The sequence below is a fragment of the Streptomyces durocortorensis genome (assembly GCF_031760065.1).
GTDB lineage: Bacteria > Actinomycetota > Actinomycetes > Streptomycetales > Streptomycetaceae > Streptomyces.
The window spans coordinates 3,631,282-3,646,731 of record NZ_CP134500.1; the positions used below are offsets into that span (position 1 = coordinate 3,631,282).

At 69.1% G+C, this 15,450-nt stretch carries 9 protein-coding genes; 6 read left to right on the plus strand and 3 right to left on the minus strand.

All coding sequences use genetic code 11. The features are described from left to right. Window positions 1-66 precede the first annotated feature (66 nt). On the plus strand, window positions 67-1,098 hold the full coding sequence (locus RI138_RS16020) for an alanine racemase (protein WP_311120477.1): 1,032 nt from the start codon (window positions 67-69) through the stop codon (window positions 1,096-1,098). A gap of 38 nt (window positions 1,099-1,136) precedes the next feature. Here RI138_RS16020 and RI138_RS16025 read toward each other — a convergent pair whose 3' ends face one another. Together RI138_RS16025 and RI138_RS16030 are read right to left on the minus strand one after the other, a co-directional pair. Beyond that, window positions 1,137-2,639 carry a glycosyltransferase family 87 protein gene (locus RI138_RS16025; protein ID WP_311120478.1) on the minus strand — a complete coding sequence of 501 codons (1,503 nt, stop codon included), beginning with the start codon at window positions 2,637-2,639 and terminating at the stop codon, window positions 1,137-1,139. Window positions 2,640-2,779: 140 nt separating this feature from the next. Beyond that, window positions 2,780-5,554: a transglycosylase domain-containing protein gene (locus RI138_RS16030; RefSeq protein ID WP_311120479.1), complete on the minus strand. Its 2,775-nt coding sequence runs from the start codon at window positions 5,552-5,554 to the stop codon at window positions 2,780-2,782. 400 nt (window positions 5,555-5,954) lie between these two features. Between RI138_RS16030 and RI138_RS16035 the strand changes: the two genes are divergently transcribed. The 3 genes from RI138_RS16035 to RI138_RS16045 all read left to right on the plus strand — a co-directional run bounded on the left by RI138_RS16035 (window position 5,955) and on the right by RI138_RS16045 (window position 9,180). Beyond that, a complete protein-coding gene (locus RI138_RS16035; protein WP_311120480.1) occupies window positions 5,955-6,644 on the plus strand; it encodes a PadR family transcriptional regulator in 690 nt (229 codons plus the stop codon). Window positions 6,645-6,703: 59 nt separating this feature from the next. Then, on the plus strand, window positions 6,704-7,786 hold the full coding sequence (locus RI138_RS16040; protein WP_096630034.1) for an inositol-3-phosphate synthase: 1,083 nt from the start codon (window positions 6,704-6,706) through the stop codon (window positions 7,784-7,786). Window positions 7,787-7,911: 125 nt separating this feature from the next. Next, the gene (locus tag RI138_RS16045; RefSeq protein ID WP_311120481.1) at window positions 7,912-9,180 is read left to right on the plus strand and encodes an MFS transporter; all 1,269 of its coding nucleotides are present in this window, start codon (window positions 7,912-7,914) and stop codon (window positions 9,178-9,180) included. 100 nt (window positions 9,181-9,280) lie between these two features. Here the strand turns inward: RI138_RS16045 and RI138_RS16050 are convergent, their stop codons facing one another. Beyond that, window positions 9,281-10,723, minus strand: coding sequence for a CCA tRNA nucleotidyltransferase (locus RI138_RS16050; RefSeq protein ID WP_311120482.1), 1,443 nt, complete (start codon window positions 10,721-10,723; stop codon window positions 9,281-9,283). Window positions 10,724-10,905: 182 nt separating this feature from the next. Here RI138_RS16050 and RI138_RS16055 point away from each other — a divergent pair, with 182 nt between their 5' ends. Next, the gene (locus RI138_RS16055) at window positions 10,906-13,191 is read left to right on the plus strand and encodes a DUF6049 family protein (RefSeq protein ID WP_311120483.1); all 2,286 of its coding nucleotides are present in this window, start codon (window positions 10,906-10,908) and stop codon (window positions 13,189-13,191) included. Window positions 13,192-13,241: 50 nt separating this feature from the next. Next, entirely contained in the window at window positions 13,242-15,395 is a 2,154-nt protein-coding gene (gene murJ, locus RI138_RS16060) for a murein biosynthesis integral membrane protein MurJ (protein WP_311120484.1), read from the plus strand. Window positions 15,396-15,450: the final 55 nt, after the last annotated feature.

The window sequence follows — 15,450 nt, forward strand, 5'->3', positions numbered from 1 at the left end:
AGACCTCGGCACACACCGTTCGTCCCTCTGATTCACCGCATCCACCAGAAAGGTTCCGGGCCGGCCATGGCGCTCTCCCTCTACGTCGACACCGCGCGCTGGCGGGCGCACCAGAAGTCCGTGCTCGACCAGTTCCCCGGCCTCGTACCGGTCTGCAAGGGCAACGGCTACGGCTTTGGCCACGAGCGGCTCGCCGACGAGACGATCCGCTTCGGGTCCGACACCCTCGCCGTCGGCACGACATACGAGGCTGCCCGGATCAAGGACTGGTTCAGCGGCGACCTGCTCGTCCTGACCCCGTTCCGGCGCGGTGAGGAGCCCGTTCCGCTGCCGGACCGTGTCATCCGGTCCGTCTCCTCCGTCGACGGGGTGCACGCCCTGGTGGGCGCCCGGGTCGTCATCGAGTGCATGAGCTCGATGAAGCGCCACGGCGTCAAGGAGGAGGAGCTCGGGCTGCTGCACGCGGCGATCGAGGACGTACGGCTCGAAGGCTTCGCGCTCCACCTGCCGCTGGACCGCACCGACGGCTCCGACGCCGTCGAGGAGGTCATCAGCTGGATGGACCGGCTGCGCGCGGCCCGGCTGCCGCTGCACACCATGTTCGTCAGCCATCTGCGCGCCGAGGAGCTGTCCCGGCTCCAGCAGCAGTTCCCGCAGACCCGCTTCCGGGCCCGCATCGGGACCCGGCTCTGGCTCGGCGACCACGAGGCCACCGAGTACCGGGGGGCCGTCCTGGACGTGACCCCCGTCGTCAAGGGAGACCGGTTCGGCTACCGCCAGCAGAAGGCCGCCTCCGACGGCTGGCTGGTCGTCGTCGCGGGCGGTACGTCCCACGGGGTCGGCCTGGAGGCGCCCAAGGCGCTGCACGGCGTGATGCCGCGGGCCAAGGGCGTCGCCCGCGCGGGCCTGGCCACGGTCAACCGGAACCTGTCGCCGTTCGTCTGGGCGGGCAAGCAGCGGTGGTTCGCCGAGCCGCCTCACATGCAGGTGTCGATCCTGTTCGTGCCCTCCGACGCGCAGGAACCGCGGGTCGGGGACGAGCTGGTGGCCCATCTGCGCCACACGACGACCCAGTTCGACCGGCTCGTCGACCGCTAGGGTCTTTCGTCTGGATACGGCCGGGCCCGGTCGGAGCGTCAGTCGGAGCGGGCGTGTGCCGTGCCCCACTCCACCGGAGGCCCGTCGACCGACTCGGCCGGGTGCGCTGCGCGACGGGGCTCCGGCGCGGACGCGTCCGGCGACCCGTCGAGCACCCCGCCCGACGGGTCGTCCGACCCGTCCCGGCGCACCGGGTCCTTCTCCGGCAGCAGGATGTCCCGGACGACCAGGGCGCACAGATACAGCGTGCCCAGCAGGTGCAGGGCGATCGCGATCTGGTAGCCCTCCTGCGGCAGGCCCTGGTGCGTGTCCCCGCCGCTGGTGTACGCGAGGTAGAACCAGATCCCCAGGAAGTACATGACCTCGCAGGCCTGCCAGATCAGGAAGTCGCGCCAGCGCGGCCGGGCCAGGACGGCCAGCGGGATCAACCAGAGCACGTACTGCGGTGAGTAGACCTTGTTGGTCAGGATGAACGCGGCCACCACCAGGAACGCCAGCTGGGCGAAGCGCGGCCGGCGCGCGGCGCTGAGCGCCAGGCCCGCGATGCCCGCGCAGAACACGACCATCAGGACCACCGAGGCGGTGTTGACGGTCTCCACGTCGATGGGCTTGCCGGTGCGCTGGGTGATGATCAGCCAGAACGAGCCGAAGTCGATCGGCCGCTCCTGGCTGAACGTGTAGAACTTCCGCCACCCTTCGGGGGCGTACAGCATCACCGGCAGGTTCACCACCAGCCAGGCCGCCCCCGCACCGAGCAGGGCCGTACCGAACTCGCGCCACCTGCCCGCCCGCCAGCAGAGCAGCAGGAGAGGGCCGAGCAGCAGCACGGGGTAGAGCTTGGCGGCCGTCGCGAGGCCGATGAGGATGCCGAACGCGAGCACCCTGCCCCGGGACCACATGAGCATCGCCGCGGCCGTCAGGGCCACGGCCAGCAGGTCCCAGTTGATGGTCGCGGTGAGGGCGAACGCGGGGGCCAGCGCGACCAGGAGCCCGTCCCAGGGGCGCCACCGGTGCGTGCGCGCTGTGCACACGGCGATGATCACCGCGCAGATCATCAGCATGCCCGCGTTGACCATCCAGTACATCTGCTCGCGCTGCTGGATGGGGTCGCTGTCGGGCGTCAGCGTCAGCCAGGCCGCCACCTGCATGAACACCCCGGTCAGGACGGGGTACTCCAGGTACTGCATATCGCCGCTCAGCCGGTCGAAGTACGGCACGAGCCCGTCGGCGAAGCCCCGGCCCAGGAACAGGTGCGGGATGTCGGAGTAGCAGGCGTGCGTGTACTGCGAGGTGGCGCCGCGGAACCACGCCCACTCGTAGCAGGGGATCTTCTGCACCATGCCGAGGGCGAACGTCCCGATCATGACCAGCGCGACGACGCGCACGGGCGTGAGCGGTCCGTCGCCGAGCCGCGCCCAGCGTCCCACCCGGCCGCCGAACAGCTCGCTCCCGGCCGCCGCGACCTCGTCCTGATCGGTGGGCCGCACGACGGGCCGCTCCTGCTGCTGCACGCTCGTGTCCTCTGCGCTGGGGCTTGGCATGCCGCACATCCTGCCGTACGGGGCTGTGCCCGGGGCAAGGCCCGCCCGGGGGACACAGCGAGGGCCGCCGTACCGGGTGGGTACGACGGCCCTCGCCGCTGCGGTGGGTCGGCCCCGGAGAGCCCGGCCGACCGGTCCGGCTATCCGGCGTTGCCCCAGATCGTGCTGCCGCCCCCGCCCGGACGGCCACCGGCTCCTCCTTCGGCGCCGCCGTTGTCGGTGCCGTCGGTCGTGCCGGAGTTGGCGCCTCCGCCGTCGGCTCCCGCGTTCTCACCGCCCTCGGTGGTACCGGCGTTCTCACCGCCGCCGTTGTTGGCACCGCCGTCCGCGCCGGCATTCGCACCGCCGTCGGCGGTCTGGCACTCCCAGTCGAAGACCCCGCAGGTCCTGCTCGGCGTCGGCGTCGGGCTCGGGGTGGTCGGCGTCGGCGTGGGGGTCGTCGGGTCGTCGGACGGTGTCGGGGTCGGCGTCGGGCTGGGCGTCGGGCTCGGGCTGACCGCGCCACCGCCCCAGACGGTCTCGCCCAGGTCCTTCGCCTCCGGGAAGGGGATGGCCTTCTTGCCCTTCATCGCCGCGGTCATGTAGTCGTGCCAGATGGAGGCCGGGAACGAGTTTCCGTGGATCTTCTTCTCGCCACCGGTGCCGAACATCTCCTCGAACTCGCGGTCCTTGTTCGTTTCGTCGTCGTCCAGCCGGAACATGCTGATCGCCGTCGAGATCTGCGGGGTATAGCCGACGAACCAGGCGGACCGGTTGCCGTCGGTCGTACCCGTCTTCCCCGCGGCCTCGCGGCCCTCCAGCCGGGCAGGCTTGCCCGTTCCGTTCTCCACGACGTTCTTCAGCACGTCCGTGATGTTGTCGGCGATGTCCGGGCTGAAGGCGCGCTTGGGCTTCCTCTTGTGCTGGAAGACCACCTCGCCGCCCTTCTTGACCTCGGTCACGGAGTACGTGTCGTTCTGCTGGCCGCTCGTGGCGAAGGTGGAGTAGGCGCCCGCCATGCGGATGGCGCTGGGCGAGGAGGTGCCGATGGAGAACGACGGGACGGAGGCATCCGCCATGAAGTCGTCGTCCTTGAGCCCGGCGGCGACGGCGACGTCCTTGACCTTGTCCGTCCCGACGTCCATGCCGAGCTGCACGAACGGGGAGTTGGCGGACTGCTCCATGGCCTTCCGCAGATCGATCTCGCCGTAGTCCGCCTGGCCGTCGTTCGTCTGGAGCCAGTCGTCGCCGTTCTCGTTCAGCCAGACCTTGCCGGTGTAGTCCCTGATCCGCAGCTTGTTGTCGCCGTTGTAGATGCTCTCCGGTGAGACCTGGGTGCGCTCGGAGTTGCTCTGTTCCCTGCCGAGGTTCGGGTCGCGTACCCCGTACTGCATCGCAGCGGCCAGGACGAAGGGCTTCCACGTCGAGCCGACCTGGGCACCGGTGGCATCCGCGTTGTTCGTGAAATGCTTGGTGGCGTCCTGACCGCCGTACGTGGCGAGGATGGCGCCGGTCTTCGCATCCACCGAGGCACCGCCGAACTCGACGTGCGTGTCCGTCTCGGGACGCTCCTCGGGCCGGATCTTGGCGTCGTAGACCTTCTTCACCGCGTCTTCGAGCTGCTTCACCTTCTTCTTGTCGAAGGTGGTGTGGATCTCGAAGCCGCCCAGGTCCAGCTGCTTGGCGTCGATGTTCTGGCCGTTGTTGGCGAGGAAGTAGTTCTTGGCGAGGTCGACCAGGTAGCCGGTCTGGCCACCGAGCTTGGCGTCCTTCCGCGGCTCCTTCGGCATGGGGAACTTCGTGTACTTGGCGCGCTCCTCCGCCGACATGCGCCCGTCCTTGACCTGTTCGTCGAGGATCCACTTCCAGCGGCTGATGGCCCGCTTGGTGTTCTTCTCCTTGGTCGCGTTCTTCTTGTCGATCTCGGGGGCGCCGGCCGGGTCGTAGTAGCTCGCCCCCTTGAGCAGCGTCGCCAGGAAGGCGCACTCGCTCGGGTTCAGTTCGGTGGCGTCCTTGTCGTAGTAGGTGCGGGCCGCTGCCTGGAGCCCGGAGGCACCGCGTCCGTAGTACGAGACGTTGAGGTAACCCGCCATCACGTCGTTCTTCTCCATCTCGCCGCCGACCTTGAGCGTGATGAAGAGTTCCTTGAACTTGCGGGTGAGCGTCTGGTCCTGGTTGAGCCGGGAGTTCTTGACGTACTGCTGGGTGATCGTGGAGCCGCCCTGGGTCTCACCACCGGTCGCCATGTTGAACAGCGCACGTCCGATACCCACCGGGTCGATGCCCCGGTCCGTCTCGAAGCTCTTGTTCTCGGCCGAGATCACGGCGTTGCGCATCGCGACCGGAATCTGCTCGAACTTGATCTCCTGGCGGTTCACCACACCACCGGTCGCCACCATCTGGGTACCGTCGGCCCAGTAGTAGACGTTGTTCTGTGCCTCGGCCGCTTCGTTGATGTTCGGCTTGGACACCAGGGCGTAGGAGATACCCCCCACACCCATCAGCAGCCCCAAGAACCCCAGACAGAGCCCCGAAACCAGCTTCCACGAGGGCACCCAGCGCCGGAATCCGTACTTCCCGTAGCGCGGGTAGTCGATGAAACGCTTCTTGCCCGGCCCGCCGTTGTCGCGTCCCCTGCCCCCCGGGCCCTCGGAACCGCCGCCACCGCGCCGCCGGCCACCGCCGCCGCCCGCGCCGTGGCCCCCGGCGTCCGCGCCCCGGCGCCGGCCGCCCCGCTGAGCCGCTCGGCGGGCCTCGGCGCGGCTGCCGTACTGGCGCTCCTCGCCGTACGACTCGGACGGCGATTCGGAAGGTGATACGGACGTTGCCCTGCGTGACGGGGCTCCTCGGCGTCCGGTCGACTGCTGGGCGGCTCGTCTGGCCGCGGCACGCCCGCCACCCTGTGGCTGAGGCGATTTGCGACGGTGCTCGCTCATGGAACGACTACTCCTCGGGCAGGCGAGAGCGCCTGGAAGCGGCAGTTGAGATCCGGTCCCCCCGAATTACGGACGAGCCACTGCGGAAGGCTCATCCGCAGTACATCCGGCAGTCCGCGATAACTGACGCGCGAAGGCGCCTCGCGGTTCCCGGTGGTCTGCATGCCGCACAGACTACGCACGGTCAAAACCCACCTAGGGCCGAACTTCACCCCAAACGACGCAAGTCGATCCCTGCGAATTGACGATGTGACGCCGTTCACGAAGGTCACCCTTGTCGAACCGGAAGGACCGATCTATCGTGCTGATGTATCGAGTCGATACATCAGTGCGGCATAAGTACGCCGGTGGATCCGGCGGACCGTGTCAGCGGCAGCAGCGGGAGAAGGAGGAGGCGACAGTGAGCCGACGCTCCGGCATCCTGGAGTTCGCCGTTCTCGGCCTGCTCCGCGAATCGCCGATGCACGGCTATGAGCTGCGCAAACGCCTCAACACCTCGCTGGGGATCTTCCGTGCCTTCAGCTACGGAACCCTCTACCCCTGCCTCAAGACGCTGGTCGCCAGCGGCTGGTTGATCGAGGAGCCCGCCGGCGCGCCGACGGACACCACGCCCGCACCCGCCTCCTCTCTCACGGGACGCCGGGCCAAGATCGTCTACCGGTTGACGGCAGAAGGTAAGGAGCACTTCGAGGAACTGCTGTCCCACACCGGTCCGGACGCCTGGGAGGACGAGCACTTCGCAGCCCGCTTCGCCTTCTTCGGGCAGACCGAACGCGAGGTGCGGATGCGGGTGCTCGAAGGCCGGCGCAGCAGGCTGGAGGAGCGTCTGGAGAAGATGCGCGCCTCCCTCGCCCGCACTCGTGAACGACTCGACGACTACACACTTGAGCTGCAGCGGCACGGCATGGAGTCCGTGGAGCGCGAAGTGCGCTGGCTGAACGAGCTCATCGAGAGCGAGCGATCGGGACGGGATCGGCGACGATCCACACCCGAGGACTCCGCTCAGCAGGACACACCAGGAGAGACGGGCGGCCTGCCCCGGCGCCGGGACACCACCCCGCCGGATCCGTCCGACGACACCGCCAAGTGAAGTCACCGCACTCCGCGGGGTCTTCATCGGAAACACCGATTACACAGGGAGCAACCGGAATGGGTTCGGTTCGCGTAGCCATCGTAGGCGTGGGCAACTGCGCCGCCTCGCTGGTGCAGGGCGTCGAGTACTACAAGGACGCCGATCCGGCCGGCAAGGTGCCCGGTCTGATGCACGTCCAGTTCGGCGAGTACCACGTCAGTGACGTCGAGTTCGTCGCCGCCTTCGACGTCGACGCGAAGAAGGTCGGCCTCGACCTCGCGGACGCCATCGGCGCCAGCGAGAACAACACCATCAAGATCGCGGACGTGCCGAACACGGGCGTGACCGTCCAGCGCGGCCACACCCACGACGGTCTGGGCAAGTACTACCGCGAGACGATCGAGGAGTCCGCGGACGCCCCGGTCGACGTCGTCCAGGTCCTCAAGGACAAGCAGGTCGACGTCCTCGTCTGCTACCTGCCCGTCGGTTCCGAGGTCGCTGCGAAGTTCTACGCGCAGTGCGCCATCGACGCCAAGGTCGCGTTCGTCAACGCTCTCCCGGTCTTCATCGCCGGTACCAAGGAGTGGGCGGACAAGTTCACCGAGGCCGGTGTCCCGATCGTCGGCGACGACATCAAGTCCCAGGTGGGCGCCACCATCACGCACCGCGTGATGGCGAAGCTCTTCGAGGACCGGGGTGTCATCCTGGACCGCACGATGCAGCTGAACGTCGGCGGCAACATGGACTTCAAGAACATGCTTGAGCGTGAGCGCCTGGAGTCCAAGAAGATCTCCAAGACGCAGGCCGTCACCTCGCAGATCCGCGACCGTGAGCTCGGTGAGGGCAACGTCCACATCGGCCCCTCGGACTACGTGGCCTGGCTGGACGACCGCAAGTGGGCGTACGTACGCCTCGAAGGCCGCGCCTTCGGTGACGTTCCGCTGAACCTGGAGTACAAGCTTGAGGTGTGGGACTCCCCGAACTCGGCCGGTGTCATCATCGACGCCGTCCGCGCGGCGAAGATCGCCAAGGACCGCGGTATCGGCGGCCCGATTCTCTCCGCGTCGAGCTACTTCATGAAGTCGCCGCCGGTCCAGTACTTCGACGACGAGGCCCGCGAGAACGTCGAGAAGTTCATCAAGGGCGAGACCGAGCGCTGAAACGGCCGTCTCGGCTGACAGCCTCACCGGAGCTCTGAGCGGCGACGCTCACCTCTTCCTGCCGCACGTCGGGGGTCCCCGGGCAATCCGCCCGCGGACCCCCGACGTGTGTGACGCTTGCTCCCATGTCTGTCGCGCGTGATCTGCGCCTGCTGCTGCGCCTTCGGAACTTCCGGCGCCTTCTCACCGTGCGGCTCCTCTCCCAGTGCGCCGACGGCGTCTACCAGGTCGCTCTCGCCGCGTACGTCGTCTTCTCCCCGGAGAAGCAGACCTCGGCCGCCGCCATCGCCTCGGCGATGGCGGTGCTCCTTCTGCCGTACTCCCTCATCGGCCCGTTCGCCGGGGTACTCCTGGACCGCTGGTCGCGCCGTCAGGTCTTCCTGTACGGGAACCTCCTGCGGGCCGCCCTGGCCTGCTGTACGGCCCTGCTGATCCTCGCTGCGGTGCCCGACTGGCTCTTCTACGCCTCGGCCCTCTGCGTCACCGCCGTCAACCGCTTCGTCCTGGCCGGTCTTTCCGCTGCCTTGCCCCGGGTGGTGGACGCCGACCGGCTCGTCGTCGCCAACTCGCTCTCCCCGACCGCCGGCACCCTGGCCGCCACCGCGGGCGGGGGCCTGGCCTTCGCCGTGCGGCTGGTGGCCGACGAGTCCGACGCGGCGGTCGTCCTGCTGGGGGCGATGCTCTACCTGCTGTCCGCGCTGGCCTCACTGAGCCTGCCGCGCGGCCTGCTGGGGCCCGACACCGACGGGACCGCTTTGCGGCTACGGACCGCTCTGCTGGTCACGGCACGCGGGCTCGTCGCCGGACTGGGCCATCTGGCGCAGCGCACTCACGCCGCCCGGGCGCTGACCGCCATGACCGTGATCCGCTTCTGCTACGGCGCGCTCACCGTGATGGTGCTCATGCTGTGCCGCTATGCCTGGTCGGAGACGGAGTCCGACGGGCTGGCCCTGCTCGGCCTGGCAGTCGGGGTCTCCGGTGCGGGGTTCTTCATCGCCGCCGTCGTCACCCCCTGGGCCGTGGGCCGGCTCGGACGGTACGGGTGGATCGTGGCCTGCGCCGGGGCCGCGGCGATCCTGGTGCCCACCCTGGGCCTCTCCTTCGCCCCGCTCCCGATGCTGATCGCCGCGTTCGTTCTCGGCATCGTGACGCAAGGCTCGAAGATCGCGACGGACACCGTCGTACAGACCTCGGTCGACGACTCCTTCCGCGGCCGGATCTTCTCTCTCTACGACGTGCTCTTCAATGTCGCGTTCGTGGGCGCGGCGGGGGTGGCGGCCCTGATGCTGCCTCCGGACGGCAGGTCCGTCGCTGTGCTGGCAGTGGTGGCCGCGCTGTACGCGGTCGTCGCGGTGGCCATGTTCCGCTGGCGGCACTCCGGCGCAAGGCAGTAATCGCTCACACCTGTGCCGAGGGGTGGTGTTTCACGTGAAACACCACCCCTCGGCACAACGGGCGGTGCGATGTTTCACGTGAAACATCGCACCGCCGGGCTCAGCCCTGCTTTGCCCACCATTCCTTGAGAGCCGCCACCGCGGCGTCCCGCCCCATGGGGCCGTTCTCCAGCCGCAGCTCCAGCAGGAACGCGTACGCCTTGCCGATCACCGGCCCGGGGCCGACATCGAGGATCTGCATGATCTCGTTGCCGTCCAGGTCGGGGCGGATGGAGTCGAGCTCTTCCTGCTCCTGCAACAGGGCGATGCGCTCCTCCAGCCCGTCATAGGTGCGGGAGAGCGCGTTCGCCTTGCGCTTGTTGCGGGTCGTGCAGTCCGATCGGGTCAGCTTATGGAGACGGTCGAGGAGGTGTCCCGCATCCCGCACATACCGGCGCACGGCGGAGTCGGTCCATTCCCCGTCCCCGTACCCGTGGAAGCGAAGGTGGAGCTCCACCAGCTTCGACACGTCCTTGACCAGCTCGTTGGAGTACTTGAGCTCGGTCAGGCGCTTCTTGGTCATCTTCGCGCCGACCACCTCATGGTGGTGGAAGGAGACCCGGCCGTCCTTCTCGAAGCGGCGGGTCCTCGGCTTGCCGATGTCGTGGAGCAGGGCGGCAAGCCGCAGCACGAGGTCGGGGCCGTCCTCCTCCAGGCCGATCGCCTGCTCCAGGACGGTCAGCGAGTGCTCGTAGACGTCCTTGTGACGGTGATGCTCATCACTCTCCAGCCGCAGCGCGGGAAGCTCGGGCAGCACGTGCCCGGCCAGCCCGGTGTCGACCAGGAGGCCCAGTCCCTTGCGGGGGTGCTGGGAGAGCAGCAGCTTGTTGAGCTCCTCACGGACCCGCTCGGCGGAGACGATCTCGATCCGTGCGGCCATCTCCGTCATCGCGGTCACCACGTCGGGGGCGACCTCGAAGTCCAGCTGCGCGGCGAACCGGGCGGCGCGCAGCATGCGCAGCGGGTCGTCGGAGAAGGACTCCTCAGCCGTTCCCGGGGTACGCAGCACCCGCTCGGCCAAGTCCTTCAGTCCGCCGTGCGGATCGATGAACTCCTTCTGCGGCAGCGCCACGGCCATCGCGTTGACCGTGAAGTCACGGCGCACGAGGTCGTCCTCGATGGAGTCGCCGTAGGAGACCTCCGGCTTGCGCGAGGTCCTGTCGTACGCCTCCGACCGGTAGGTCGTGACCTCGATCTGGTAGCCGTCCTTCTGGGAGCCGACGGTGCCGAAGGCGATCCCGACCTCCCACACCGAGTCGGCCCAGGGGCGGACGATCCTGAGTACGTCCTCGGGGCGGGCATCGGTGGTGAAGTCCAGGTCGTTCCCGAGCCTGCCGAGCAGCGCGTCGCGGACAGAGCCGCCGACCAGCGCAAGACCGAATCCGGCCTGCTGAAATCTGCGGGCGAGGTCGTCGGCGACCGGGGACACCCGCAGCAGCTCACTCACCGCGCGGTGCTGCACCTGGCTCAGTGCACTGGCGTTCTCTTCGTTGGCGTTCGGCACAACAGAAAAGGGTACGTGCACGGACCGGCCGGGGCGTCATCGTTTACCCGGACCCTGCGGGAGACCCGCGATCATGTGGCACGGACCCCAGCACTTCGGCCCGGCGCTCCTCGTTACCATGCGGGGACGCAGGACCGACAACGACCGACAGAACCTGACGACGACAAGGGACGGGTAGGCGCGTGGCCGAGGCGGCAGACTTCCAGGGGACGCGTCCCTCTCCTGCCCGCCGGTGGCTGCGGCGCACGGCCTCCGTGGTGCTCGGAGCACCACTGCTGGCCGGTCTGCTGACCGTACCGGCCGCCGGGGCCGCTGAGCCCGCCAAGGCCCCCACCGGCTCCCGTACGGTCGACGTGTCTCTCGACACGCTCTCGCCGAGCGTTCCCACGGAGGACGACACGCTGACCGTCTCCGGGACGCTGACCAACCGGGGCAAGGAGACGATCGACGACGCCGAGGTCGATCTGCGGGTCGGCCCGCGGCTTTCGGGCCGGGGGCAGGTCGACGACGCCGCCAAGCGCACCCGCTACATTCCCGGCGTCGACCCGGCCGCCATCGGCGGAAAGTACACGGTGAAGTTCCCCGAGCTCCGCAAGGGGATCAGCCAGGACTTCACGCTCTCCGTGCCCGTGGACAAGCTGGGCCTGGACGACCCGGGCGTCTACCAGCTCGGTGTCTCGGTCTCCGGCCGTACCGGCACCGCCCCCTACGAGCAGGTGCTGGGCATCGAGCGCTCGTTCCTGCCCTGGCAGCCCGAGGCGAGCGACAGCAGGACCAAGCTCACCTTCCTCTGGCCGCTGATCGCGTCCCCCCATGTGACGGCGGAGACCCGCTCGGACGAACAGCAGACACCCGTCTTCACCGACGACGACCTGGCCAAGGAGATCGCGCCCGGCGGCCGGCTGGAGCGGATGGTGGCCCTGGGCAGTCGGCTGCCCGTGACCTGGGTGATCGACCCGGACCTGTTGGCGAGCGTCGCCGCGATGGCCGGGCGGTACGAGGTCCAGTCCGGGGACACGACCGTCCCGGGCAGGAACCAGGCCTCCGCGAGACAGTGGATCACCGCCCTGGAGAAGGTGGTGGAGGACGGCAAGGTGATCGCGCTGCCGTTCGCCGACCCGGATCTGGCCTCCATCGCACACCGGGGCAAGACCGTCTCCGGCACGCTCAGCCATCTGCAGAACGCTTCCACGGTGGCCGCCACCACGGTGGAGACCATCCTCCACGTGAAACCGTCCACCGACTTCGCCTGGCCCGTGAACGGCGCTGTGGACCCCTCGATCGTCGATGTGGCGACCTCGGCCGGTGCCCACAACGTCATCGCCCGCAGCGACAGCTTCCGGGAGGCCGGGCAGCTCCCGTACACCCCGACCGCGGCCCGGCCGATCGGCGGCGGGACCACCGCGGTCGTCGCCGACGTCCGGCTGTCGACCGCGTTCGACCGGGACATGTCGAGGGCGAACACGTCCACCCTCGCGGTCCAGAAGTTCCTCGCCCACACCCTGACGCTCACCGAGCAGGTCCCCGACAACGAGCGCAGCATCGTCGTGGCGCCGCCCCGGATGCCCACCACCGCCCAGGCCCAGACGATGGCCCGCGCTCTGGAGGGCTTGTCGGGCAACCGCTGGACGCAGCCGTCCGACCTGGTCGCCGCCTCCGATGAGAAGCCTGACCCGCGGGTCACCACCAGGATCCCGCGGGCCTCCGCGTACCCGAAGAAGCTCCGCGAGCAGGAGCTGCCCACTCAGGCGTTTCAGGACATCCGGGCCACCCAGGGCTCCCTCGACGGCTTCCAGACCATCCTCACGCAGCCCGAGCGCGTGGTGACGCCCTTCGGCAACGCGGTCAACCGCTCGATGTCGACGTCCTGGCGGGGCCGGTCCCTGGAGGCGCAGCAGTACCGGGACGCGGTCCGCGACTATCTCCAAAGCCTCACCAACGAGGTCCAGCTCATCGAGAAGTCGGACGTGACCCTCTCCGGGCGCAGCGCGACGATCCCGGTGACGGTCCAGAACAAGCTGGTGCAGGGCGTCGACCGGCTGGTTCTCCGGCTGACCTCGGACAACATCCGGCTCAAGTTCAACGACGACGGGAACAAGGCCGAGCTGCCGGTCAGCATCGCGGGCGGGCACAGCCAGTCGGTGAAGTTCGACACGGCGACCAGCGCCAACGGCCGGGCCCAGGTCACCGCCCGGCTCTACACGGAGGACGGCACCCCGTACGGCGAGGAGATGACCTTCACCGTGAAGGTCTCCGAGGTGACGCCCACCGTGCTGCTCGTGATCGCCGGCGGCCTGCTGCTCCTGGTGCTGGCAGGCGTGCGGATGTACAGCCACCGCAAGCGCGCCGTGGCAAGCGACACGGCGAACGGCAACGGCGACGAACCCGAGCAGCCGAGTGACCCGACCCCGGACACCGGTCCGGAAAGCGGGGCCCCGTCGGGGACGGGTGAGAAAGTGGACCGTTGAGCGATGTCTGTCGTGGCCGGTCGGCCGGGGACGATGAGGTAGGGGTTTCGATGAACGCGCCGTACGACGGTGACCGCGGGCAGGGCGTGGGCGGAGCGGCTGCTCCGGGCGAGCCTCCGGTTCCTCCGGACGCGGGCTGGGACGGCTCGGTGGAGCCTGACCCGTACCTCCAGCACGCCTACGAGGACGACCCCTACCGCGCCCACGGCCTGGCCGCCCAGGACCCGGTGGGCGAGGCGCTGTACGACCGCGCCGCGCACCCGCCGCCGCCTCCCGGCACCTACCAGGAGCCGGGGCCGCTCTACCAGCAGCCGCCCGCCGCCCCGCACGCCCCCGACCCGCGCATCTGGGCCCAGACCCCGCCGCCCGAGCCCGCGGGCCCCTCCCGGCACCTCCCCTATGGCGACCGGCCGGCGACCACGCAGTTCGTCGGCGTCGACGACCTGGTCACCCAGGCGTCGGACGACCGCCAGGAGCCGGACGCGTTCGCCCATCTCTTCCGGGACCAGGAGGGGTCGGGCAAGCCTGCGGGCCCGCCCGAGCCTGCTCCCGCACCCGCGCCCGCCAAGGGCGGCGGCAAGGTATCCGGTCTCCTCAAGTCCAGCGCGGTCATGGCGGCGGGCACGCTTGTCTCCCGGCTCACCGGATTCGTCCGGTCCCTGGTGATCACCGCCGCACTCGGCGCCGCACTGCTCGGCGACAGCTTCACCATCGCGTACACCCTGCCGACGATGATCTACATCCTCACCGTCGGCGGCGGCCTCAACTCGGTCTTCGTCCCTCAGCTCGTCCGTGCCATGAAGGACGACGAGGATGGCGGTGAAGCCTTCGCGAACCGCCTGCTGACCCTGGTGATGATCGCGCTCGGCCTGATCGTCGCCGTCGCGGTCCTCGTCGCACCGGTGCTGATCCAGCTGATGTCCAACACGATCGCCGACGACGTGGCCGCCAACAGCGTCGCCGTGACCTTCGCCCGGTACTGCCTGCCCACCATCTTCTTCATGGGTGTGCACGTGGTGATGGGTCAGATCCTCAACGCTCGCGGCAAGTTCGGCGCGATGATGTGGACGCCGGTCCTCAACAACATCGTCATGATCATCACGTTCGGGCTCTTCATCTGGGTCTACGGCACCTCCGCCGAGTCCCGGATGGGCGTCGACACCATCCCGCCGGAGGGCATCCGGCTGCTGGGCATCGGCACCCTGCTCGGTCTCGTCGTCCAGTCGCTGGCGATGATCCCCTACCTGCGCGAGACCGGCTTCCGCTTCCGCCCCCGATTCGACTGGAAGGGCCACGGGCTCGGCAAGACCGTCAAGCTGGCCAAGTGGACGGTCCTGTTCGTCCTGGCCAACCAGGCGGGCGTGCTGGTGGTCACCCAGCTCGCCACGGCCGCGGGCAAGCTCTCCGGCAAGGACGGCACCGGGTTCCTGGCCTACTCCAACGCCCAGCTGATCTGGGGCATGCCCCAGGCCATCATCACCGTCTCCGTCATGGCCGCACTGCTTCCCCGGATCTCCCGTGCCGCCCACGACAACGACCCCGGTGCGGTCCGAGACGACATCTCGCAGGGGCTGCGCAACTCGGCTGTCGCCATCGTGCCGGTGGCCTTCACGTTCCTCGCGCTCGGCCTGCCGATGTGCACCCTGCTCTACGCGTCCAGCGGCGCCGAAGCGGCCCGTTCCATGGGCTTCATCCTCATGGCGTTCGCCCTCGGTCTGATCCCGTACTCCGTGCAGTACGTCGTGCTCCGCGGGTTCTACGCCTACGAGGACACCCGCACCCCGTTCTACAACACCGTCATCGTGGCCGCCGTCAACGCAGCGGCCTCCGCCCTCTGTTACGTCGTCCTGCCCGCCCGTTGGGCCGTCGTGGGCATGGCCTTCTCCTACGGACTGGCCTACGCGGTCGGCGTGGGCGTCGCCTGGCGCCGGCTGCGCACCCGGCTGGGCGGCGATCTGGACGGGGCGCACATCGTGCGGACCTACGCCCGCCTCTGCATGGCCGCGGTGCCCGCGGCCCTGATCGGCGGCGGCATCGGCTTCGCGATCCTCGAACTCCTCGGCAACGGCGCGCTCGGCTCGCTGGCCGCACTGATCTGCGGCGGTGTCCTCCTGATGGCCGTCTTCTTCGTCGCCGCGAAGAAGATGCGCATCGAAGAGGTCAACGGCCTGGTCGGCATGGTCCGGGGACGGCTCGGCCGCTGAATGAGCGCACGCCCGCACAACCATCGCCGGACTCCGCGTGTCGTGCATAGCGCCG